This is a genomic window from Parasaccharibacter apium (genome assembly GCF_002917995.1).
GTDB classification, from domain to species: Bacteria; Pseudomonadota; Alphaproteobacteria; order Acetobacterales; family Acetobacteraceae; genus Bombella; species Bombella apis.
The window spans coordinates 268261-290922 of record NZ_LMYH01000012.1; the positions used below are offsets into that span (position 1 = coordinate 268261).

General features: G+C 57.9%; 22 protein-coding genes and 1 tRNA gene. 10 read left to right on the forward strand and 13 right to left on the reverse strand.

Annotated features, from left to right (window positions below; translation table 11 throughout):
- Window positions 1-66: 66 nt before the first annotated feature.
- Entirely contained in the window at window positions 67-1872 is a 1806-nt protein-coding gene (locus ASO19_RS05900; RefSeq protein WP_103765585.1) for an ABCB family ABC transporter ATP-binding protein/permease, read from the reverse strand.
- Between the two features lie 172 nt (window positions 1873-2044).
- Here ASO19_RS05900 and ASO19_RS05905 point away from each other — a divergent pair, with 172 nt between their 5' ends.
- The gene (locus tag ASO19_RS05905) at window positions 2045-2881 is read left to right on the forward strand and encodes an NUDIX hydrolase (protein ID WP_103765616.1); all 837 of its coding nucleotides are present in this window, start codon (window positions 2045-2047) and stop codon (window positions 2879-2881) included.
- Window positions 2882-2966: 85 nt separating this feature from the next.
- Window positions 2967-4082 (forward strand): AI-2E family transporter, encoded by a 1116-nt coding sequence (locus ASO19_RS05910; RefSeq protein ID WP_043561113.1) that lies wholly within the window; start codon window positions 2967-2969, stop codon window positions 4080-4082.
- Window positions 4083-4093: 11 nt separating this feature from the next.
- Here ASO19_RS05910 and ASO19_RS05915 read toward each other — a convergent pair.
- From ASO19_RS05915 to ASO19_RS05945, 7 genes are all read right to left on the reverse strand, one after another.
- Window positions 4094-4170 (reverse strand) — tRNA-Pro (locus ASO19_RS05915).
- A gap of 75 nt (window positions 4171-4245) precedes the next feature.
- Complete coding sequence (locus ASO19_RS05920; RefSeq protein WP_103765586.1) at window positions 4246-5943, reverse strand: MerR family transcriptional regulator; 1698 nt, start codon at window positions 5941-5943, stop codon at window positions 4246-4248.
- Window positions 5940-6251 (reverse strand): integration host factor subunit alpha, encoded by a 312-nt coding sequence (locus ASO19_RS05925; RefSeq protein ID WP_043561110.1) that lies wholly within the window; start codon window positions 6249-6251, stop codon window positions 5940-5942. The genes ASO19_RS05920 and ASO19_RS05925 overlap by 4 nt, the downstream gene beginning before the upstream one ends.
- Before the next feature lie 107 nt (window positions 6252-6358).
- The gene (locus ASO19_RS05930) at window positions 6359-7354 is read right to left on the reverse strand and encodes a beta-ketoacyl-ACP synthase III (RefSeq protein ID WP_086431530.1); all 996 of its coding nucleotides are present in this window, start codon (window positions 7352-7354) and stop codon (window positions 6359-6361) included.
- A gap of 8 nt (window positions 7355-7362) precedes the next feature.
- Window positions 7363-8466, reverse strand: a complete 1104-nt coding sequence (plsX, locus tag ASO19_RS05935; protein ID WP_043561104.1) for a phosphate acyltransferase PlsX — start codon at window positions 8464-8466, stop codon at window positions 7363-7365.
- A gap of 108 nt (window positions 8467-8574) precedes the next feature.
- Entirely contained in the window at window positions 8575-8781 is a 207-nt protein-coding gene (rpmF, locus tag ASO19_RS05940; RefSeq protein WP_043559883.1) for a 50S ribosomal protein L32, read from the reverse strand.
- A gap of 220 nt (window positions 8782-9001) precedes the next feature.
- Window positions 9002-9604, reverse strand: a complete 603-nt coding sequence (locus ASO19_RS05945; protein ID WP_181005211.1) for a DUF177 domain-containing protein — start codon at window positions 9602-9604, stop codon at window positions 9002-9004.
- Between the two features lie 185 nt (window positions 9605-9789).
- On the opposite strand from ASO19_RS05945, the gene ASO19_RS05950 reads away from it, so the two are divergent.
- On the forward strand, window positions 9790-10410 hold the full coding sequence (locus tag ASO19_RS05950; RefSeq protein ID WP_373364574.1) for an outer membrane protein assembly factor BamE: 621 nt from the start codon (window positions 9790-9792) through the stop codon (window positions 10408-10410).
- Between the two features lie 87 nt (window positions 10411-10497).
- Here the strand turns inward: ASO19_RS05950 and ASO19_RS05955 are convergent, their stop codons facing one another.
- Window positions 10498-10986 carry a MarR family winged helix-turn-helix transcriptional regulator gene (locus ASO19_RS05955; RefSeq protein WP_052349035.1) on the reverse strand — a complete coding sequence of 163 codons (489 nt, stop codon included), beginning with the start codon at window positions 10984-10986 and terminating at the stop codon, window positions 10498-10500.
- Between the two features lie 253 nt (window positions 10987-11239).
- Between ASO19_RS05955 and rpsU the strand changes: the two genes are divergently transcribed.
- The gene (gene rpsU, locus ASO19_RS05960) at window positions 11240-11443 is read left to right on the forward strand and encodes a 30S ribosomal protein S21 (RefSeq protein ID WP_026294133.1); all 204 of its coding nucleotides are present in this window, start codon (window positions 11240-11242) and stop codon (window positions 11441-11443) included.
- Between the two features lie 82 nt (window positions 11444-11525).
- Here the strand turns inward: rpsU and ASO19_RS05965 are convergent, their stop codons facing one another.
- Both ASO19_RS05965 and ASO19_RS05970 read right to left on the reverse strand, forming a co-directional pair.
- Entirely contained in the window at window positions 11526-12938 is a 1413-nt protein-coding gene (locus ASO19_RS05965) for an ArnT family glycosyltransferase (RefSeq protein WP_103765588.1), read from the reverse strand.
- 9 nt (window positions 12939-12947) lie between these two features.
- Window positions 12948-13412, reverse strand: coding sequence for an Lrp/AsnC family transcriptional regulator (locus tag ASO19_RS05970; protein WP_043559880.1), 465 nt, complete (start codon window positions 13410-13412; stop codon window positions 12948-12950).
- 297 nt (window positions 13413-13709) lie between these two features.
- On the opposite strand from ASO19_RS05970, the gene trxB reads away from it, so the two are divergent.
- The gene (trxB, locus tag ASO19_RS05975; RefSeq protein WP_103765589.1) at window positions 13710-14681 is read left to right on the forward strand and encodes a thioredoxin-disulfide reductase; all 972 of its coding nucleotides are present in this window, start codon (window positions 13710-13712) and stop codon (window positions 14679-14681) included.
- Window positions 14682-14964: 283 nt separating this feature from the next.
- Window positions 14965-15909, forward strand: a complete 945-nt coding sequence (locus ASO19_RS05980) for a LysR family transcriptional regulator (RefSeq protein ID WP_052349033.1) — start codon at window positions 14965-14967, stop codon at window positions 15907-15909.
- Here the strand turns inward: ASO19_RS05980 and ASO19_RS05985 are convergent.
- Together ASO19_RS05985 and ASO19_RS05990 are read right to left on the reverse strand one after the other, a co-directional pair.
- Window positions 15890-16177, reverse strand: coding sequence for an HU family DNA-binding protein (locus ASO19_RS05985; protein ID WP_103765590.1), 288 nt, complete (start codon window positions 16175-16177; stop codon window positions 15890-15892). The two genes, ASO19_RS05980 and ASO19_RS05985, sit on opposite strands and share 20 nt — an antisense overlap.
- 133 nt (window positions 16178-16310) lie before the next feature.
- Window positions 16311-16793 carry a MucR family transcriptional regulator gene (locus ASO19_RS05990; protein WP_086431465.1) on the reverse strand — a complete coding sequence of 161 codons (483 nt, stop codon included), beginning with the start codon at window positions 16791-16793 and terminating at the stop codon, window positions 16311-16313.
- A gap of 211 nt (window positions 16794-17004) precedes the next feature.
- Between ASO19_RS05990 and ASO19_RS05995 the strand changes: the two genes are divergently transcribed.
- From ASO19_RS05995 to ASO19_RS06010, 4 genes are all read left to right on the forward strand, one after another.
- On the forward strand, window positions 17005-19200 hold the full coding sequence (locus ASO19_RS05995) for an FUSC family protein (protein WP_081847696.1): 2196 nt from the start codon (window positions 17005-17007) through the stop codon (window positions 19198-19200).
- Between the two features lie 63 nt (window positions 19201-19263).
- A complete protein-coding gene (locus ASO19_RS06000) occupies window positions 19264-20373 on the forward strand; it encodes a glycosyltransferase family 4 protein (RefSeq protein WP_103765591.1) in 1110 nt (369 codons plus the stop codon).
- Entirely contained in the window at window positions 20370-21218 is an 849-nt protein-coding gene (locus ASO19_RS06005) for a fumarylacetoacetate hydrolase family protein (protein ID WP_086431467.1), read from the forward strand. Before ASO19_RS06000 ends, ASO19_RS06005 begins: the two co-directional genes overlap by 4 nt.
- A gap of 459 nt (window positions 21219-21677) precedes the next feature.
- The gene (locus tag ASO19_RS06010; RefSeq protein ID WP_086431468.1) at window positions 21678-22652 is read left to right on the forward strand and encodes a flagellin; all 975 of its coding nucleotides are present in this window, start codon (window positions 21678-21680) and stop codon (window positions 22650-22652) included.
- Window positions 22653-22662: the final 10 nt, after the last annotated feature.

Below are 22662 nucleotides of genomic sequence, written 5' to 3' on the forward strand. Positions count from 1 at the left end.
GCTTATGACTTACTGACGCTGATACGTCAAGTCTTTCCTGCCTTTCATACCGACAGAAGCAGCCCGCTACCCCTCTACATCCGAATGACTTTCAACGGAACCCCTTCTTGCCTGCAATCTCCACATTCCTGCATAAATGCCACCTTTTTCCAACAGCTGGCGATGGGTTCCCTCTTCCACCACCTCTCCGTTCTCCATCACAAGGATATGGTCTGCCCTCTGTATCGTGGAGAGACGATGGGCGATCACGAGCGTTGTCCTGCCAGAGGAAAGGCTCTCCAGCTCTTTCTGGATGGCCTCTTCCGTCCGACTGTCCAAGGCACTGGTGGCTTCATCCAGCACAAGCAGACGGGGATTGCGCAGGATGACACGGGCAATCGCCATTCTCTGCCTCTCCCCGCCCGACAGCCGCACCCCCCGCTCACCGACCAGTGTATCGAACCCGTCCGGCAGACTGTCCACAAAAGGACCAAGCTGGGCCGCCTCGGCTGCCTGCCTGACCTCCGCTATGCTGGCCCCTGCCCGCCCGTAAGCAATATTCTCGGCAATCGTGGCATTGAAGAGTGAGGTCTCCTGCGCCACCACGCCGATCTGCCCCCGCAGGGCATCAAGCGACAGTGCCGGAAGTGGCACACCTTCCATTCGCACGGTTCCTTCCAGCGGGTCATACAGCCGGCTGACGAGCTTCGCCACTGTGGACTTTCCGGACCCGCTCCGCCCGACAATGGCGAGCATTTTCCCTGCCGCCAGCGTGAAACTGACATGACGCAGGATCAGCCGCTCCGGGTCATATCCGAAAGAAACATGCTGCATGTCCAGCGTCACGCCATGTGCCTGTCCGGCAGGCAGGGGGACAGGCGCTGGCGGAGACTGTATCTCTGGTACCAGCCCCATCAGCTCCAGATAGGCTTCCATGTCGACACGGGCATTGCGCCAGCCTGCACCGACATAATTCAACGCCCCGACCGAGGCATAAACACTCCGGAGATACGTGCCCATCAACACGAATTGTGCAACACCGAGTCGATGCGCATGAATATCCCGTATGGCCATCCCCAGCAATACAGCCGTGGCGAGGGCAATCAGACTGTTGCGAATGGCCTGGGAACCTCCAACAAGCCCCTGCAAACGGGCCTCGGCCGTGCGCAGCGCCTGCCAGGCCCCCTCCTGCCGTCTGCATTCATGGGCGGCATTGCCGAACATGCGGACAATGTCCGCATTGAGCAGACTGTCCACCAGATGCCGATGTGCATGGTTGTTCGCCTGATTGCGCTCCCGTCTGGCCTGCATCCGCCAGCGGGTAAACAGGAAAGAAACAGCGGAATAGAGGATCAGCGTGGCACACAGCAGCACCAGGTACCAGCCATCAAAAACGCGCAAGACGACCAGAAAAGTCAGGGCCAGCCCCAGAAGGTTCGGCATGACGTTGGAGAAGGTCATGTCAACGATCATGCTGGCAGCATCAGCGCCACGATCGATGATACGGGTCAGCGCACCTGTCTGCCGCTGCTGATGGAACCGGGCCCCCAGCTGATGGACATGCTCCAGCCCCAGCAGGCTGATCCGCTCCCGCAGGGCCGTCCTCACCGGCACCATGAGCAGGCTGCGCAACGGCCCGGCCAGAGCACCTGCCATGCGCAGGACCGTATAGGACGCCAGCAGGGCCATGACCGCCGCCATGACCGCTTCCTTCCCCGAAAGCCGGGCCACCATGTCGCTGAACAGCCAGGGTGTGGCAACGGCCGTCACACTCTCTACGACCAGCAGAACACAGGAACAGAAGAAGCGCAGAAACCAGCTCCTCAGGGAAGCCGGGCGAACCAGCCGCCAGAAAGCCCGCAAAGGCAGGTGTCCGATCTTTGTTGATGCCATAAAAACCTGATAGATGATCTGCTGCCATGTCTGGCATTGTTGCCGGAGGAGCTTTTACACGGTCCTTCCCATCCTGCCAGCCTTTGCCAATTGAATGATGCCCCAGAGACAGGCAGGCTCTCCGCTGCTGTCCGTCCTCCGTGCCATCATGAATGAACATCAGAGAGAACCCATGCTGTCCTCCGCTGCCGCTCCCTTTCTCCGCCATATTGAGCGGTGCCGCAATGTCACCCTCCCGGCGGGGCGCATCCCCCTGCTGCATGACGGCCTGTCCATCGGTCTGGTCGACCCTGCCTGCCTTGGCTGGCTGGCCGCTCCTGCCGAGATGGGCCTGCTGGAAATAGGGGACGGGCACATCACCCTGCCCGATGGACAGGGGCTGTCCCAGATAAGCCACATGCTGGCCGAGCAGGAACGCTATGTGCCCTTCCATGAATGGTTTGATGTCCGCTCACCTGATGGAACAATCATCGGGCAGATTGACCGGGCTCTGATCCCGGTTTTTGGTGTGGAAGCTTCTGGTGTCCACATGAATGGCCTTGTCCAGAAAAAAACGGGGCTGCACCTCTGGGTTGCCCGCCGCAGCCCACAGAAACGGCTGGACCCAGGCAAACTCGACCATCTGGTTGCCGGCGGGATGAGCAGCGGCCTCACCCCAGAGGAAACACTCGTCAAGGAAGCCGGAGAAGAAGCCTCCATCCCCACCGCCCTTGCCCGCCATGCCAGCCACGCCAGCACGCTCCATTACGCCATGACACGTCCGGAGGGGCTGCGACGCGACCGGCTTTACTGTTACGATCTCATGCTCCCGGAAGATTTCGTTCCCCAGGCCAATGATGGTGAAGTGGAATCCTTCCATCTCATGCCTGTCGGAAACGTCTTCCAGCTGGTCCGGGACACAGACGATTTCAAATTTAACGTTAATCTTGTCCTTCTGGACCTTTTCCTTCGACTTGGGATGTTCGATAAGCAGGATAGTCTGATTCTGGCAGAAACTTTACACGGGTGACCCCACATGACCACCCTTTCCAGACCAGCCCACTGATGTGGCTGCTTCATTCCATTCTGGCACGCTGACCGGGACACCACGCACCATGACCCATCCACACCACAGAACCACCCAACCGCTGCGGCTCTCTCCGCCCTCCAAGACCCTACAGAAACGGGCCCGTGGTTTTCTGGCACTGTTTTTCGTGCTGGCAGCCCTCTGGACACTCAGACACATGCTGCCAGCCCTCCTCTGGGGCGGCATCTTCGCCATTGCCCTCTGGCCGCTATACAAACGCTCGACAAGGCGGTTCGGCCACACGATATGGCTTCCCCTGCTCTTTACCGGTGTACTGGCGCTGATCTTCCTCGTCCCTGTTTCCTTCATCAGCATCAAGACGGCTGACGAAATCCATTCGGCTTTCCTGTGGCTTGATACGATCCGCCATCAGGGGCTGCCGGCCCCCGCCTGGCTGGACCGCCTGCCAGTGGCTTCCGGACCGGCCACCGCCCTCTGGACCGAGCATCTCAGCAATCCTGATGCCCTGAACGATTTGTTCCATTCCCTGAATCTGGGACATGGCATGGCCGTGGGCAAACAGTTCGGTTCGGAAGTCCTGCACCGGGGAATCCTGTTCGGCTTCTCCATGCTGACACTTTTCTTCCTGCTGAAGGATGGCGACAGCATCATCCGGAAATGCATGATCGGCTCGCAGCGTCTCTTCGGAGCGCAGGGAGAAAGCCTTGCACGACAGATTGTTGCTTCCATTCATGGCACGGTTTCCGGCCTGGTTCTGGTCGGGCTGGGTGAAGGGGCCATCATGGGCGTGTGCTACGTGGTTGCCGGGGCCCCACAGCCGCTCATCTTCGGGCTGGCGACAGCCATTGCGGCCATGGTCCCTCTGCTCGGCTGGATCGCCGTGACAGGCGTATGCCTGCTGATCGCCTTCAAGGGTAGCATGCTGGCTGCCGCCATCGTCTGGCTGATTGGTGCCGTCGTGCTGTTCGTGGCAGACCACTTCATTCGCCCTGTCCTGATAGGCGGCAGCACGAAAGTCCCATTCCTCTGGGTGTTGATGGGTATTCTGGGCGGTGCGGAAACATGGCAGCTGATGGGCCTGTTCATCGGACCAGCCATCATGGCAGCCCTGCACCTGCTCTGGACACTCTGGACCAGCAACAAGGTTTCTGGCCAGCGTACGGGACATATTGTGAGGGAGTGAACCGCAGGAGATGGTCGGGCAGGCGGGATTCGAACCCACGACCCCCAGTCCCCCAGACTGATGCGCTACCAGACTGCGCTACTGCCCGTCGTCCTGCGGTGAGGAAGCTCTAGCAGCCCCGGCCCATTCCTGCAATGGCCCGGGGCTTTTTTTTAATATTTTTTCAGAGGGTAAGGGTTTTTTTCATCTCGGCCAGCTCGCCAAGAAGATCATGCAGCAGCCTGTCCAGCTCATCCTTCCGCCGGACCTGGAGACGGTTTTCCATATCCTGGGCTGTCAGCTTCTGTTGCAGGACAACGCCTTCCCCCTCAAGGGTACGGATACGTTCCACTGCCTCGGCATGGCGTTCACGCTCACCGGCAAACCCGGCCTGCGCCTGCTTCAGCTCGCCATTTTCCGCTTCAAGATGCTCCACCCTACCAACGATGACAGCCTGTGCTGCCAATTTTTCCTCACTCTCTTTCAGGGAACGCTTGAGACGGACATTTTCATCCTCAAGGGACTGCATGATCAGAACAGACTGTTCCAGCTTCCGCACAAGCTCCTGCCGCTCTGCCCCTACAGCCTCCAGACGACTGGCAAGCTGTTTCTGCTGGGCAGCGCCTTCCGACTGCAAGGTCTGCACCTGCTCATGCTCTGCCTGCAGGGTTTTCAACTGCCCCTGAAGAGCCTGCACCTCATTCCACCTGGCTTCTTCTGCCAGCACCTGTTTTCTGGCGTCAGCTTTCAGCCGATCAACAGTTTCCCGCAGAGACGCAGCCTGCTTTTCCAGTTCCTGCTGTCTGGCCTGACCCGCTGTCTGCTGCTCCATGGCAGCCCTGTGCAGTGTCTCGATTTCAGCTTCCAGCCCCCGGCACCGTTCTGCCTCAGCACGGGCTTCTTCCAGCTCCCTGCTCAGGGTCTGTATCCGCCCATGTTCGACCTGCATGTCGGCCAGCTTGACCCGCAGCCCTTCCAGCTGGCTCAAACGTTCCTTCCGGGATTCTGCCTCTTTCTGATGCTCTCTGGCTTCAGCCATCAGGCGATCAACAGTTTTCTGCAACTCGGCGTTACGCTCTTCCAGAACACGTCCCTGAGTGGCTTCCGTTTCACGCTGCTTCTGCCCAGCCGCACGCAGCGCCCCGTTCTCGGTTTCAAGACGCCTGATGTCCGCCCGTACGGCCTCAAGCTCCTCATGCAGGGCCGACGCCCTGTCACGCTCCGCCCGCAACCCGGCAAGCTCTGATCGCAGCGTCTCCAGCTGGAGCCGCTGCTCCTTCCCATCGGTAACCGCCTGCTGATACGTGGCCGTCTCCGCCGTCAGACGCTCAACCGTTTCCTGCAAAGCCAGATTCTCTTCTTCCAGCTCTGCAACATAACCACCCTTTGCGTCCTTCTGAGGCTGCGGGGCAGACCGGGACTGCTCCAGCGCTTCCTTCAGGGAAGCATTCTCATCTTCCAGTGTCTTGAGGGAGAGCGCAATCTGACCAAACTCCTCAAGACGATCGCTGAGCGTTCTGTTTTCCTTCTGCAACTCCTTCAGCTGGTCAGGTGAAGAGGTTTCGCCGTGACCAGCTGTCTCCGCCCCGCCCGAGACGGAAAGCGGCGTGCCATCACTGATAATCCCCTCACGCTTCAGCAATGGAACAACCTCATGGCTTCTGGCACCATCCTGATAAAGGAGCCGGGCGATATTGCGCACGACCGTGACAGCCTGCTCATCGTAATAACTCTGCCCGTCTTCACCCTGCTTTACCCTGAAAACAGGATAAAGACTTTCCCATGAATGCAGACGGTACAGAGGCAACCCCAGCTCCCCTGCAACGCTGATGGCTGTCCTCAAGCCCCCATGCTGAGGCTGAGATGAATCAGTGGACATCATTGATGGGCATCCTGAGCTGATGGTCTGCCATTGACGCTGTCCCGCAGAAGACGGGATGGCCGGAAGAACGGCACACGCCGGGCCGAGATGATGGCCTCTTTCCCTGTCAGGGGATTCCGCCCCAGACGGGTTGCTTTATCCCGTACAGCGAACGTACCGAAGCCGCTGATCTTCAGCGACTTGCCCTGCTCAAGAGTCTGGATGAACAGCTCAAACATTTTCTCCAGAAACAGGGTAGCCTGCTGCCGGGAAAAGCCATGCTCCTCCTGGAGGAGCTCTATCAGATCAGCGCGTGCAATTGTCTCCATAATGGGAAAAGGTATCACGAGCCATCTGATTAGCACACTGAAAAAACGAACTCCCCTGCATATAAATCAGGGGAGTTTCAGAAGCGCTGATTCCGCCTGGAAAGGCCTTACATTCTCACCAGAGCAGACCCCCATGTAAGGCCACCACCAAGGGCCTCCATGAGGACCAGATCGCCCTGCCTGATCCGCCCATCCCGGACCGCTTCATCCAGAGCAAGGGGGATTGATGCCGCCGACGTGTTGGCGTGCCTGTCTACCGTCACCACGACGCGATCCGACGGCAGGGCAAGCTTCTTGGCCATGCCATCAATGATCCGCAGATTCGCCTGATGCGGCACCAGCCACTGGATGTCCGTGCCCTTGAGACCGTTTGTCTCCAGCGCTTCATCAACAGCAGCAGCAAGGTTGACGACAGCATGACGGAACACCTCCCGCCCATGCATTTTCAACGCCACCTTGCCAGACGCGCAGCCAACGGCACCATCAACATAGAGCAGATCACCCAAGCGGCCATCTGCGTGAAGATGCGTGGACAGGATACCCTCTCCCTCACCTGCGCCTGCCTCGAGCAGGACCGCACCAGCGCCATCCCCGAACAGCACACAGGTGGAACGGTCTTCCCAGTCCAGAAGACGGGAAAATACCTCCACACCGATCACCATGGCACGCCTGACCTGACCGGAGCGGATCATGGAATCAGCCACTGTCAACGCATACACGAAACCAGAGCAGGCTGCGCTGACGTCAAACCCGAAACCACGTTCCATGCCCAGAGCCGCCTGAACACGTACGGCAACGGAAGGGAATACCTGATCCGGCGTTGATGTTGCCACGATGACGGCATCCACATCATCTGCTGTTCTGCCAGCATGTTCCAACGCCCGCTGGGCTGCCAGATGCGCAAGGGATACGGCGGATTCATCGCCAGACACAATATGCCGCTGACGGATTCCGGTCCTGGTCCTGATCCACTCATCCGACGTATCAAGTCTGAATTCGGCAGCCAGCTCCTCATTGCTGAAAGCACGCTGCGGAAGGGCACTGCCGACACCTGTCAGACGGGCACCCGCTGCCGCTCCCCGGACCTGTTTATCCTGCGCCATGGAAGACGTCACTCCTGCTCTCTGCTTTCTCCAGACTGCCCCAACATGCCGAGCTGATCCAGACGATGGCGGATCTTGTCATTCAGCCTGTTTTCCACCGCATCCACGGCAACATCCACCGCAGAGGCGAAACCCTCGGCATCTGCCCCGCCATGTGACTTCACCACGATGCCATTCAGCCCCACAAAAACGGCGCCATTATAGCGGCTGGGATCGATCCATTCCTTCATGCGGCGCAGACCGGGGCGGACCAGAAGGTAGCCGATCCGGGTCAACCAGCTACTCATGAACACGCTCCTGAGCAACCCGAAAGCCAGCTTCAGCGCCCCTTCACCAGTCTTCAGTGCCACATTGCCCGTAAAACCATCCGTCACGACAACATCGGTCACACCGGCGGTAATGTCATGCCCCTCCACAAAACCGTGGAAACGGTCAGACAACACACTGTCCCGAAGGCGCTCGGCAGCCTGCTTCAGGCGTTCGTCGCCCTTCAGCTCTTCCGAACCAACATTGAGCAGCCCGATGCTGGGCGCCTTGAGGGACAGGGCCGCCTGTGCGAAGGCCTCCCCCATGATGGCGAATTCGACCAGATTGCGGGCATCGCATACGATATTCGCACCCAGATCGAGCATGACGACATCACCACGGGCGGATGGCTGGACAGCCGCCATGGCCGGGCGAGAAATACCGGGCAGGGCTTTTACGATGATCTTTGCCAATGCAAGCATCGCACCACTGTTCCCGGCGGACACGACGCCACGAGCCTCACCAGAGGCAACAGCCTCCATGGCGACCCGCATGGAGGATCCCCGCACGCGAAGCGCCGCAGTGGGTTTCATCTCCATGGGAATGCTTTCCGGCGCATGGCGCACGGTGCAGATTCCAGAAAGTTTGGGATAATTTACGAGTGATGCGTTCAGGACCTTCTCATCACCTATGAGAAGAATCCGGATGTCCGGGTGACGGATGGCCGTCATCTCCAGTCCCGCAAGAACGATCTCGGGGGCGTTATCTCCCCCCATGGCATCAACGGCCAGAGTAAAAGGAGCCGGGGATTGTGCAGCCTGCTTTTCGACTCCACCCTCAGCTCTGACGCCAGACGCCTCCGTCATGAGTGCAGCCCCCAGAAATTCCTTGTTTTTCCTGCTCAGGCAGGATGCACGAAAATGCAACCCCGGACCGGAAGCCCGGGGCGGCAGTATCCCTCAGGATACGGGCAATCAGGCGCGAACGGCTGTCTTCAGCGCACGGCCCTCTGCACTGACAACCTCACGGCCATCATAATGGCCACAATGGCTGCACACATGATGCGGGCGCTTCATCTCGCCACAGTTGGCGCATTCAGCATGCGCCTCAACACGAAGAGCCTGATGGCTGCGACGCATGCCACGACGGGACGGCGTAGTCTTTCTCTTAGGGACGGCCATGGGTATCTGCCTCTCACTGGGTTGCGTATCCGGCTTCTGCTACCGCACGGCGCGGCCTCAAGCCAGAGAAATCTCATTAGGTCTTCACCACCGCCATAAGCCACGGTGCTCAGGCGTGGGGCTCTAGCAGAGAGAGCATCTCTCTGCAAGCATCAATGCCACTACGGCATCGCTCCTTACTCCCCGCCTTTACCAGAAAGGCGGAAAGATTACCACTCCTTCACGGCTCCTTCCTGAGTTTTTTCAGCACGTCAAAAGGATTTTCCCGGGCTGCGCCGGGCCGTGCATCCAGCTCATCATCAGACGGTGTGACCTCCACGAACTGCTCCAGCCCTGCTCCTGCCCGCCGCGGATAAGAAGTCAGGCAGAGGGCCAGCTGTTCTGCTGCAGCCTCGCCCAGATCAATCATGCGGCCATCATAAGGAACATCATCGGCATCTTCCTGAAGCAGAGCCTCAATATCGATATCCTCTTCATCAGGCATCTCGGAAACCGGGACGAAACGTAAACTGAACGGCTCGTCGATCACCTCTTTCACCGGTTCACCCGTGATGATGCAGGCCTGCTCCACCTCCGCCCGGATATGACCTTCCGCCAGTACGATATTCTCCGCCCCCCGCCTCAGCGCAAAAGTGCAGGACAGCTCCTTCAAAGACAGAAGACCAAAGCGCTTCCGCAGACCTTCCCTCTCCTCAGCATTGGCCTCCACATGCTCTTCAAGAGGGCGGCCCGTCTTTGCCAGTGGAATGCGGCGCGAGAACTCTGGCGCAATCCTTTCTTCTGACTGTGTTCCGGCGTCTGCTCTGCCTCCAGATGACATCATGACCTCACGATAATTTACCAGGGTGCCTCTTTCAGAAGGGGCTGACGCCATGAAGTCAAGCCTAAACTGCTGCCGGACAGCCACAGCCCGACAATCCACGAAAAAGATTGACATGCTGCCCTCTCTGAGGCACCGGAAAGAGCACGTATGGCTTGCCCGCATATCATCAGGACAGTTTGCCCTTCATGACCAGCTTCTCTACTGCCTCCACCCCGGACAAGAGCTCCCCCTTCCCCCGTCTGGCCCGCTTCATGGCACTGCGACGCCGTTGCTGGACAGGCCTTCTGGCCGGTGGGGTGCTGATGCTCAGCGGCTGTGAGGCCATCAGCCCGCCGCCCATCCCGCGCGGGGCGCTGATCGAGAAACTGGATTATGACCAGCTGGTCCTCAACTCCAGCACCCAGAATGATGCCCTGAGCATACTGGGCTCTCCGACAGCCCATGCAACCTTCAATGACAATACATGGATCTACATTTCCATGACGAAGGACCTCGTGCCGCTGGCTCATCCGGTTGTGGACAAGCAGCAGGTCCTGGTCCTGAATTTCGACAATGCTGGCGTTCTCCGCAAGATGAACGTGCTGGACAGGCATGATGCCATCCGTGTCTCCATGGCAGGCGGAGCTACACCGACACCGGGCACGCATATTTCTGTTCTGCGGGAGCTGCTGGGCAATGTGGGCCGCTACAACCCGATGAGCAGCATGGGCAGCACCTTCGGCGGACTGGGAAATGGTGGCATGGGTGCCGGCCCGATGAGTGGCCAGGGCACCGGCAATGGGGGCGTCGGCAACTCGATGCCCTGATCCATCCAGCAGCCTGGTGACGGGCTAACGGGCTGAAAAATCCTTTCCATGAAGGGGAAGAGTCTTTGTCCGGCTCTTCCCCTTTTCTTATCCCCCCTCCGAGAGCGGCCCGCCATATTCGGCAACATGCAAGACCCTGCGGAACCCATCAACAGCGGCTCCGTCAACCTGCCTGTATGCCCGTGTCAGGACAGTGCGAATGGCAGCAAAAAGTTCTGCCTCAAGCTGTCTGCCCTCATCTGTCAGAAAAACGGGCCGCTTCCTCCGGTCCCCTTCATCCTGTTTCTGCTCGACCAGTTTTTTCGCTTTCAGCTCGCCAAGAGCCCGGCCCAGCGACTGTTTGGTAATGCCAAGCCGCCTGCACAGCTCACTGGGCAGCAATCCGCCATGGCTGCCCAGAAAAAACATGATCCGGTAATGGGCAGGCCCCAGACCGTGAGAGTCGAGCCCTCCTTCACAAGCAGCGGACAGGGACCGCCAGAGGGCCAGGAGCCCCTCAAAGGACTGCCTGATGGAATTTTCACGCAGATACAGGTGCGCATCCACCATGGTACGCCTGTCATTCTGTACCCCCATCCCGTCCTCCTCCTGTTCACCACACACTCATCCACATGCACCATACGCCCACCAGCCATGAGGAACCATCAGACAGGCGAAATAATCCACAGATAAAGAGGGCCTCCACCCTTTATGCCCATCAGAAACTATTGTCTGTCGTTTTGGAGTATGATAGGCCACTTCACACTGTAATCGGATCCGCGTCCTTCAATGGGTGATGCTACAGACACCGCTCGGGAAGGATCAGAACCCCAAAGGAGATGACGACACCGTGCAGGTTCTCGTTCGTGATAATAATGTTGACCAGGCGCTGAAAGCCCTCAAGAAGAAAATGCAGCGCGAAGGCGTCTTCCGTGAGATGAAGCTCCGTCGCCACTTTGAAAAGCCATCCGAGCGCCGCGCCCGCGAGGTTGCCGAGGCCGTGCGTCGCGCCCGCAAGATGGAGCGCAAGCGCCTGGAGCGCGAGGGCTTCTGAAGTCAGCCTGTTCGTATTTGTACGAATGAGAAAGCCATCCATGTTCGGATGGCTTTTTTCATGTCTGCCTTCATGCCGCCCATCAAGGCCGCTGCACGATCCAGCCGGAAAGGTCGTGCCGTTTTTCCAGCAGATAGACCCTTACAGGCCGCTTCCTGTCCTTCCGCCATACGGCCCAGCCGCCTGCGGGCACCGGTCCATACCGACCATCCTTCAGATACAGGACCGTCCTGACCGTCTCATGAGGAAGCCCTGCCACATAGCCCCATCGGGAATCCTTTCCCAGCACCGCAAGACCTTGCGGTTTCTGAAACGCCAGAATTGAGGCCAGGGCATAATCGTCCGTTGCCAGACATGAAATCCCTGCCTTTTCGGCCTCTTCTGCGACCGCTGCTGCCAGATCACTCCAACCTGCCCCCAACCTTGCGATGGGATCCATATGCGGGGGCAGTGGCAACCATCCCGTCAGACACTGAGCATAGACCAGAACCGTGCAGATGCCCCCCGTCATACAGGCTCCCCTGAGCCGACCCGCATAAGCGGCCCCGGCCAGGATAAGGGCTGGATACAGCACCCAGACCCAATTGGGCTGGACACGCTCTCCCGTCACATTCACCAGAAACAGCAGCAGCGCAGGAGCGGACAGCCACAACAGCACATGCTGCCCATGGCGGGCACGCCATAGCCCCATGAAACACAGGACAGCAACCCAAGGGGTCAACAGGGCCAGCTGCCCCGCCAGCAGTTCCCCCAGAAACTGCCCGGCCCGTTCAGGATGCCAGTACGAAGCCCGTCCGCCCTGTTTCAGCAAACCCGCCCAGCCATGCCTTTCATTCCAGACCAGGGTTGGCAGCACCATGAGGGCTGCTGCCCCTCCCCCCAACCAGGGGCCGGCCATACGCCAAGCCCCCCGGCCGCCAAACAGAACAAACCCCAGCAGACCGAGCCCCGGCAGAAGAGCCGTGTATTTGGAATCGGCTGCCAGACCAAGACCAATACCGCACAGCACCCACCAGCCACAGGCTGCCGCCCCATGGGACTGCAGGGCTCCAGACAAAGCCCATAACATCAGACAAAGGAAAACAAACAGAGGGACATCTGGCGTGGCCGGAACAAGCCCCACAGACGCCATCAGGGTCACATTCAACAGTAGAATCGCCCGAACTCCCACCCTGTCACGAGAAGGGAAAAAACGACGGGCGGCCAGAAAAAGCCATATGTTGGCACAGACAAAACCGACCAGACCACAGAACCGTACGCCAAACGGCGTATCCCCCCACAAGAGGGTTCCCAGCCGAATCCACAACGCCACCATGAAGGGATGGTCCAGATACCCTGCCTGCATATGGCGGGACCAGAGCCAGTAATAGGCCTCATCAGGTATGAGAGGTACTTCAGCAGCCAGAAAAAGCCGCACCATGAACCCCAGAGCCGCACAGCAGAACAGGATATGCAATGGCTTCCAGCGCCTGAAAAAGCGGACAGGTTTCAGCATGATCCGCTCCTAGAGCGGAACGCCGGCTCTCTCACAGCTTGTCCTGATGACCTGGAAAGTCTGTACCCGTACGACGTGCGTTACCTCGATCAGGTCCCGTGTCAGACGATTCTGATGTTCCGCATCCCGGGCCATGAGACGGAGGAGGAAATCCTCCCCTCCCCGGATCATGTGGCATTCCTGCGTTTCCGGCCATTCTGCGACCAGGGCCTCGAACTCTGCCAGCACGGCACCTTTCTGGCTGTCCAGCCCGACCAGAACAAAAAATGTGATGGACCAACCCAGCATCGCCGGAGCCAGCGTCGCATGATAGCCTTGGATGAGCCCCATCTCCTCCAGCCGCCTGACACGACGCAGACAGGGCGGCGCAGAAATTCCCACCCGTCGGGCCAGCTCCACATTGGTAACACGGCCATCCTGCTGGAGCTCCGCCAGGATACTGCGGTCAATCTCATCAAGGTCTGCAATGCTCATATGGTTTCCAGCAACTCTGCTCACAGAACCCCCATGCGGCCCGGATGGGGAACGGGCTCATCCGCAGGGGGTTATCCCCGCCTGTATAGACTGATCTTTCTTATGTGAAAACTCTTCCCATGGAAAAGAGAAATAATATTTCGTTTCTTCGCAAGATAATTATTTTTACCGAAATCTTTCATATACTATATCTGTTATCCTCCAGCCCGTAGCGGACCTAAGATCACCCCGCCCCTTCGAAACCATTCCTCTCATCCCCGTAGCCGGGAAGATGATCCCTTTACCACGGAGCTTTCAATGGCAGAGACACATCATACCGACATGCTGATCGTCGGGGCCGGACCGGCAGGCTATACAGCAGCCATCTATGCCGCCCGGGCTGGCATGCAGCCTCTTCTGGTTACCGGCATGCAGCCCGGTGGCCAGCTGACCATCACGGATGAAATCGAAAATTTTCCCGGTTTTGCACAGCCTGTCCAGGGGCCATGGCTCATGGAACAGATGCGGGAACAGGCTGAACATGTCGGGACGAAGCTGCTCTATGACCTCATCACGGAAGCCTCCCTCAAGCAGGGCCCTGATGCAGAAGGCTATTTCCACCTGAAAGGGGATTCTGGCGACCTGTTCCTGGCACGTACAGTCGTCATTGCCACGGGCGCCCAGGCCAAGTGGCTTGGTCTCGATTCTGAAAAGAAATATCAGGGTGCTGGCGTGTCTGCCTGTGCAACCTGCGACGGCTTCTTCTACCGCGGCAAGGACGTTGCCGTCATAGGCGGGGGCAATACGGCCGTGGAAGAAGCCCTCTATCTGACCCACCACGCCTCTACCGTGCATCTCATCCACCGGCGTGACAGCCTGAAAGCCGAACGCATCCTCCAGAAGCGCCTGCATGACAATCCCAAGATCAAAGTTCACTGGAACCGGTCTGTCCGCGAAATCATCGGTGAAGGTTCACCCGCCGTCGTGACGGCCCTTGAGCTGACAGACACGCAGGATAACACGAAAACGGAGCGTCTCGCCGTGGATGGCGTGTTTGTGGCCATCGGCCACAGCCCCAGCACAGGCCCCTTCCGGCATGAAGTCCTCTGTGATGAAGAAGGCTACATCACAACCCAGCCGGGAACTGCCTCAACGTCCATTCCCGGCATCTTCGCAGCCGGCGACATTCAGGACAAGACATACCGTCAGGCTGTCACGGCTGCCGGTACGGGCTGCATGGCCGCTCTGGAAGCGGAACGTTACCTTGCCGAAAAAAAATATGGTGCCTGACAGACCTGCACAGGGGCAGACCATCTCTCATTTTCGCCTTGCTGAAAGATGATCTGCCCTCTATCAGTCAACACTAGCTAAAATGGACTAAACTCTATCCTTTTCATGGCCTTTCATCTTCATTTAACGAAAATATAACCAACTTTAGAGGCATTCTGCCCTTGACCGATCGTTTCTTTTCGGGAATTTTTCATGAAATAGATAGACGGTTAAGGTTACGATGCGGGGCGTTATGAGCAGAGCTGGCCATGATTATTGCGAAGGGGCGTACGGGAATCAGAAAATGGACTGGGACAAACTCCGTATCTTTCATACCGTGGCGGAAGCCGGCTCCTTCACTCATGCCGGTGATCGTCTCAACCTGAGCCAGTCTGCTGTCTCCCGGCAGATTTCTGCACTGGAAGACGTACTGGGCGTACCTCTCTTCCATCGCCACGCCCGTGGGCTTATCCTGACCGAGCAGGGCGAGGTGCTCCACCGCACGGCCCGGGAGGTCTTCTCCAAACTGGCCCTGACCCAGGCTTTCCTGAGTGAAAACAGGGAGAAAGCGGCCGGGAAGATCAAGGTCACGACCACATCAGGCTTTGGCCTCTCTTGGCTGACACCCCGTCTCCATCACTTCATGGAACGTCATCCCCATGTGGAAGTCACGCTCCTGCTTGAGGATTCCGATCTTGACCTGAGCATGCGGGAAGCTGATGTCGCCATCCGTCTCCATCCTCCCACCCAGCCCGACCTCATCCAACGTCACCTGGCCAGTTTTCACATGCCCATCTATGCCAGCCGGGAGTATCTGGAAGAGCACGGCACCCCCACCACGCTGAAGGACCTAGCCGACCACAATCTGATCGGCTTTGCTGGCTGGCACCTTCCCCTGCCCCATGTAAACTGGCTGATTGAACGGCTCGTGAAGGACAAGATCATCCTCCACCCCAAGGTCCGCCTTGCCGTCAACAACATTGCGGCGGTCGGCATGGCCATTGCGCAGGGCAACGGCATCGGAACCCTGCCCTTCTACACAGCTTCCGCCCATCCTAACCTTGTCCGTATCCTCCCAGATGTGCACGGCCCGCTGGCAGAGGCGTTCTTTGTCTATCCGGAAGAGCTGAGAAGCTCCAAAAGGATTTCAGTCTTCCGGGACTTCCTGCTGGAAGAACTCAATACGGCCCGTACGGGGAAAGAAACCCCCTCACATAGCGCAGAGCCGTTCATTTCTTCGGCTGATTGACCCTCTCGCGCAGGTCTTTTCCAGCCCGGAAAAAAGGAACACGCTTCGCCCTGACAGCCACGGACTGACCCGTTCTCGGGTTCCGTCCCTGATGGGCAGTGTGCTGGCGTGTTCCAAAACTGCCTATGCCACGCAGTTCGGCCCTGTTCCCTGCTGCAAGGCCAGAAGCGATACGGGAAAATATCCCATCAACAGCCTGATCAACCTTATCTCTGGAAACACCCTCCAGGCGGGAGGTCAGTAAAGCGACAAATTCCGAGCGTGTCATCCAAACTCTCCGTCACTGATCATTCTTCCGAAGAGTGACAATAGGACGCCAGAAACGTCAAGAAAAAATGCTCTACTATGAAAAAAGCCGGGTTTACGCCCGGCTTTTTTCAGATTGATGTTAATAAACGGTTTCAGTTTTTACTGCCATTATCCCGTTTATTCTCGGCTGAGACACCAATATTACGCCCGAGCCCAATCGTTCTGGCCAGCTCGGACCGCCGTGCAGCATAGGCTGGCGCCACCATCGGGTAATCCGCAGGCAGACCCCACTTCTCCCGATACTGGTCCGGCGTCATGTCATACGTGCTCTTCAGGTGCCGCTTCAGCATCTTCAGCTTCTTTCCGTCTTCCAGACAGACGATATAATCAGGGTAGACGGACTTGCGCACGGGCACGGCCGGCTGCTGCCGGGTCTGCTCCACTACGTCACCGCTTTCTCCCCCCTGCCCGGCAAGTGCCTCATAAACCTGGCGGATCAGTCCCGGCAGGCTGTCAGCAGAGACATCAGAACCAGTCAACTTTGCGACGACAATATCAGTCGTCAGCTCCAGCAGCTTTCTGCGCTCTTCATTCGGGGCCGTCTGAGTTCCTTCAGCCTGAGTATTGTCCGTCATTGAATAACCTTTGCAGCTACAAGTCTTCAGCAGAATTTTCAGAAAAGTTTTACTATTTTTCCTTTAAACAAAAAAGAGAAATATTCCACGATAATGAAAAAAATATTCCCTCTGAAATCATTCCGATATTTTTGTTCAATTATAAGTGTGACCCCTCGCATCCATGCGTAAAGGGCAGTAATCTCCCGTCCTGAAAGCCACTGGATGCGCAATGATCACCCGTTTTCTGAACTTCAGGACCCCGTCCTTTTTCTACTGGATCTTCACCCCGTCTCTGGATGGATTTCTCTTCGCCCTGCGGACTACCATTGCAGCCTGTCTGTCTCTGGGGATCGCTCTCTGGCTGGAGCTGGACAGTCCCATCTGGGCCCCCATGACGGTCTGGTCCGTAGCGCAGCTGACACGAGGAGAAAGCCTCTCCAAAGCCCGTTGGCGCATCATAGGAACATTGGCTGGCGGTGTAGCGGCCCTGATCTTCGTCGGCATATATCCGCAGGCTCCCTGGCTGTTTTTCCCGATCATTGCCCTGTGGATTGGCCTCTGCAGCGGGCTGGCCACCTTTGTCAGCAACTTCCGCTCCTATGCGCTGGTTCTCTCCGGCTACACCTGCGCCATCATCTGCATGGATGTCGTCCCGCATACGGGCAGCATCTTCATGTTTGCCGTATCCCGTGCCAGTTACATCATCCTCGGCGTGCTGTGTGAGGCCTTCATCGGGCTTCTCTTCGCCTTCAACCAGGACCGTGTAGCCCATCTCAAGATACGGCAGAAACTGGAATCGGCCCTAACACTGGTGGCCGACACCCTCCACCATATTCTCCAGAGGGACACCGGCGCCCTGACAGAAGCCCGCAAGCTGTTCGGCACCATCCTCTCCATCAACGACCAGATCGAATTTGCGGAACTGGAAATGGGTGCGCATGGTCATGAAGGCGACCATGCCCGTGCCGCCCTGGCCGCCGTATCTGCCCTGCTCTCCCGCAGTTTCGGTATGGCTACACGGTTGGAGCTGCTCTCCTCCAACCATCAGGATTTTGACACGGTGGCACGGGCGTTCCGGCATTTTCTGAAGGACTTCTCCAGCCGCCTGCCCCAGGAAGCCGAAATCTCGGAACTTCTCGCCGAGCTCCAGCACCTCCGGGACATCTGCCGCCGTTATGCAACCCCGCACCGGCAAAAGATCATCTCCACCTCTGGCCCACTAACCCCTCTACGGGACAAGACCACCATCATTACTGATTCCGCACTGGATGAACGTATTCTATTCTCATCCCTTGGGGATCTGATCGGTGATCTGGAAGAAGCCATCACGGAATATCACGCCAGCACGCACAGTGTGCGTGGTGACCATTTCCAGTTCCAGCGCCATACGCACCGGGACGGGCGACTTGCCTTCAATAACGGGTTCCGTGCGGCGCTGACCATTCTGGTCACATCCTTCATTTATGAAATCACGGCATGGTCCAATGGCAACACACTCATCAGCATCACGGCCCTGATCTGCGGCCTTTTCGCCACAAAGGAAGACCCCGTACTGGGAACAATCAAATTCCTCAAAGGGCTTGCGGTAGGCTGGTGCGTGGCCTGGCTGCTCTGCTTCATCTTCATTCCCATGGTCACGACATATGAACCTCTGGTGCTCATCCTGTCCTGCGTGATGATGATCGGAGGGTTAGCCCGGGCCAACCCCGCCACAGCCCCGGCAGCCTCGGCCTTCAACCTGCTGATGCCCCTGATGCTGGGCATCCAGAATCATCATGTCATTGACGAGACGAAATTCTACAACACCAACCTCGCCATCATCCTTGCAGGTGTAACGGCCGTGCTGATCTTCCGCAGCATCCTGCCTTTCAACCGCAAGGCCGAAGAATTCCGGCTGCGCCGTGCCACACTGCGGGAGCTGCGCAATCTTGCCAGCCTGAGCAGCACACCGCAGATCAGCGCATGGATTGGCCACAGTACGGACCGCTTCTCTCGCCTTCTCAGCCACGCCACCACCCTGTCCCCCCTTGTGGAGGCCGGTATTCAGGGTACGCTGGCTACCCTGACACTCGGGCTGAACATCATCCGCCTGCGAGGGCTGCTCAACCGTGAGTATCTGCCGGAAAGCGCCCGCCGCCCCATCACGCTGGTTCTCTATTACATTGAACACTCATCCCGCCGGCATGACCGGGCAGCCCGCCTGACCCGGGCCGCCATACGCCGCCTGCGTGAGCTGGACACACAGGACCATGAGGCCATCATCCGGCTGGAAATAACCCGTGCCCTGGCCCACCTTGTGGTGATCGAACACACCTTGCGGACAAACGAGAATTTTCTGGATGCCAGCAAGCCCTTCCGTGGTGAAGGCCCCATCCCCCTGCCCCATGATGAGGATTCATACGCAGGCCACCCGCAAAGGGCTTGATCTCCTGCCTGTGGGCAGCCAGACTTCTGCCTCCCTGCCCTTGTCCGAGGTTCTGCCGTCTCCATGAATATCCATTATGTTGTCACAAGCCTGGAAACGGGTGGGGCTGAATTTGCCATCCCGGATATCGTAAAAACCCTCGAACAGTTCGGCCATCAGGTGGATGTCACCGCCTGCGAGCCTCGGGACATGGGGGCAGCTCCTCATCTGGAACAGGCCGGAATCCCCTACCATCTTCTGGACAGCCGGCGCCGCAGTTTCTTCCTCACGCTGATCCGTCTCCTGCGCCTGCTCCGCCGGAACCGGCCCGACATCATCTGGACCTCCCTGAGCCGGGCCACACTGCTGGGCCAGCTGGCCGGAGCACTCCTCAATATTCCCGTTGTCAGCTGGAAGAACAGTGCCAGCATCCGTTTCACCACCACGGCAGGCCGTCGCATTACCCGGCTATGGGTTGCAGATTCCGCTTATGTAGCCCGTTTCCTTCGGGAAAAAATGAACATTCCGCCGGAGAAAATCACGTCCTGGCCTCTTTATGTGGCCGCCCCCGAAAACCACCCGGCCCCGGACTGGAATGGCGGGACACCTCTGCACATCGGCAGCACGGGGCGACTGCATGAGGTGAAAAACTATCCCCTGCTCATCGAAGGTCTGGCCCTGTTCCGCGCACGTCATCCCCAGTGGGCAGACCTCGTGCACCTGTCCTTTGCAGGCGATGGCCCCCAGCGGGCGGAGCTTGAAACCCTCATCCGGCAGCACGGGCTGGAAAACCACGTCTCCCTGAAAGGTTTCCAGACGGATGTTCCGGCCTTTCTCCGCACGCTCCAGCTTTACGCACAGCCCTCACGTTATGAGGGCATGTGTCTGGCTGCCCATGAGGCCATGAACATGAGCCTGCCTGTCATGGCGACACCGGTCGGGGAAATGCGCAACAGCGTCCAGCCCGGTCAGACAGGATTCCTGCTGCAACCTGACAGGATTCCTGAAACCTTCTGCGACACGCTGGCAGAAATTTTTCAGAACCCGGCCCTGCTGAACGACTACGGCAAAGCTGCAAAACGTTACATCGAACAGCATTACAGCCGGGAAGCCTTCACGCAACGATGCGGAAAAATCGTTGAAAAACTGGAGCGGATGACCACCCCGCAACCCTCAGGAAAAACCCCGTCATGACAAAACTCTGCCGCTATGGCCGCCCCGGCTCTGAAAAGCCCGGACTGATCGACAGTTCCGGTACACTGCGTGACCTTTCGGGACTCTGGAGTGACCTGACGCCGGAGCGTCTCTCCCCACAATCCCTTGCTCAGGTGGCAGCCATTGATGCAGCGACCCTGCCAGCCGTGGAAGGCTCTCCCCGGTTCGGCGTGCCCATCAGCCATGTCTCCAAATGCGTCTGCATTGGCCTGAACTATGCCGATCATGCCGAAGAAGCCGGTCTTCCCATCCCGCAGGAACCAATCGTCTTTCTGAAAGCTCCTTCCGCCCTCTGCGGTGCCCATGACGACATCCCCATCCCGCCCCATGCTTCACAAGTGGACTGGGAAGTCGAGCTCGGCATCGTCATCGGCAGCACAGCCCGCCATGTGACGGAAGCGGAGGCTCTGGAGCATGTGGCAGGCTACTGCATCGTCAATGATGTGTCAGAACGCAGTTTCCAGATGCAGTCCTCACAATGGGACAAGGGCAAGGGCTGCGACAATTTCGGACCTGTCGGCCCCTTCCTTGTCACGGCTGATGAGATCGCTGATCCGCAGAACCTGCGCCTCTGGCTGGACGTGAACGGAACCCGCCGTCAGGACGGCTCGACAGCCACCATGATCTTCTCTGTCCGTGAGATCATCGCCTATCTCAGCCGGTACATGACGCTCCTGCCCGGCGACATCATTGCCACCGGAACACCGCCCGGTGTCGGGATGGGACACAAGCCGCCCCTGTGGTTGCAGGAAGGTGACGAAATGCGGCTTGGCATTGAAGGGCTGGGGGAACAGAAGCAGACACTCGTGCGATGGACACGATGAAAAAACAGAACAACCCCATGAAAGACAGAATGACAGAAACAGATACTTACAGAACTGTCCTCTGAATCCACCGCCTGCCCGCGCCATTTTCACCTGCCACCAGCTGGATGGCCATTATTCTCGTGGACATGGAGCACTGGTTTCACAATACCGGACCGGAAGAAACCCATGTCATCCTGACGGTCCTTGGCTCATAAAGTTGAAATGCACATATGCCATTTTCACGACATGTCGCCATGAAATCCATCTCATATAATTAAAACATTACTCATATTGCTATATTATAAACAATCAGCTCTCGACATGATGAATCTTAATGGCGCTCTAATGTGACTTTCATAAAACAAGTGAAGAACCATTTTTCATTCAAAATTTAAGAAGCTTGTAAAATTTTCGTGTTTCCTTGCATCCGCCAGCAGATGTCCGTTGGTTCCGCTTAATGAACTGGGAGAAAGGGCCATGAGTCTTTCCATCAACACCAACCAGTCTTCCTTGGCTGCCCTGGAAACACTGAACACGACACAGACGGATCTGGCCCACACGGAAAACGCTGTTTCCACTGGCAAGAAAGTGGCCAATGCCTCCGACAATCCAGCCGCTTTCGGCATTGCCTCCCAGATTGGCGGGGACATTGCAGGACAAAGTGCTGTCAATGACGGGCTAAGCTATGCCTCCCAGGTTCTCAGCGCTACCAACTCTGCGGCCAACAGCATCATCAAGGTTCTTCAGAATGTCCAGAATGCCGTGACAACCGTTGGCAACAACATCGGCAATGAATCATCTCTCGGCCAGCTCAACAAAGAGCTGACAGGTTACATGAAAAGCATCGACACCATCGCCCGAAACGCCACGGTGAAAGGCGTCAATCTTCTTTCCGGCGGCACGCTGAGCGGCACGGGGGACGGAATGGGCATTACCTCCAACAGCCTGACCTTTGTCACCAGCCTCCAGGGAGACACGCAGACACTGAACAGCTACGGCTACATGATCGGCCTCACGACCGGTTACGGGATCGGCCACATCATGACGGAACTGTTCGGCATGACCCCTGGCAGCGCAATGCCTGGCGAAGACCCCACCGTGAACAACTTCCTGACGGCCACTCCTGACGGTGCCCGCATCAGCGACGGTTTCAATGCGGCGGCCACGGCCCAGCGTCTTCCCAGAATGATCCAGATCACGCAGAACGCCATCCAGGCGATGACCAACGTCACATCCGACCTTGGCGCCAACATGCAGCTCATCAGCTCCATGAGTGCCTATGGGCAGAAATCGTCCGATTCCCTCACGGCAGCATCCGGTGCGCTGACGGATGCTGACATGTCTGCCGAGTCTGCCAAACTGACATCTCTCCAGACCAAACAGTCCCTTGGCATCAAGTCCCTGTCCATCGCCAACGGGCAGTCCCAGAACATCCTGTCCCTCTTCCAGTAAGGGCGGCGTA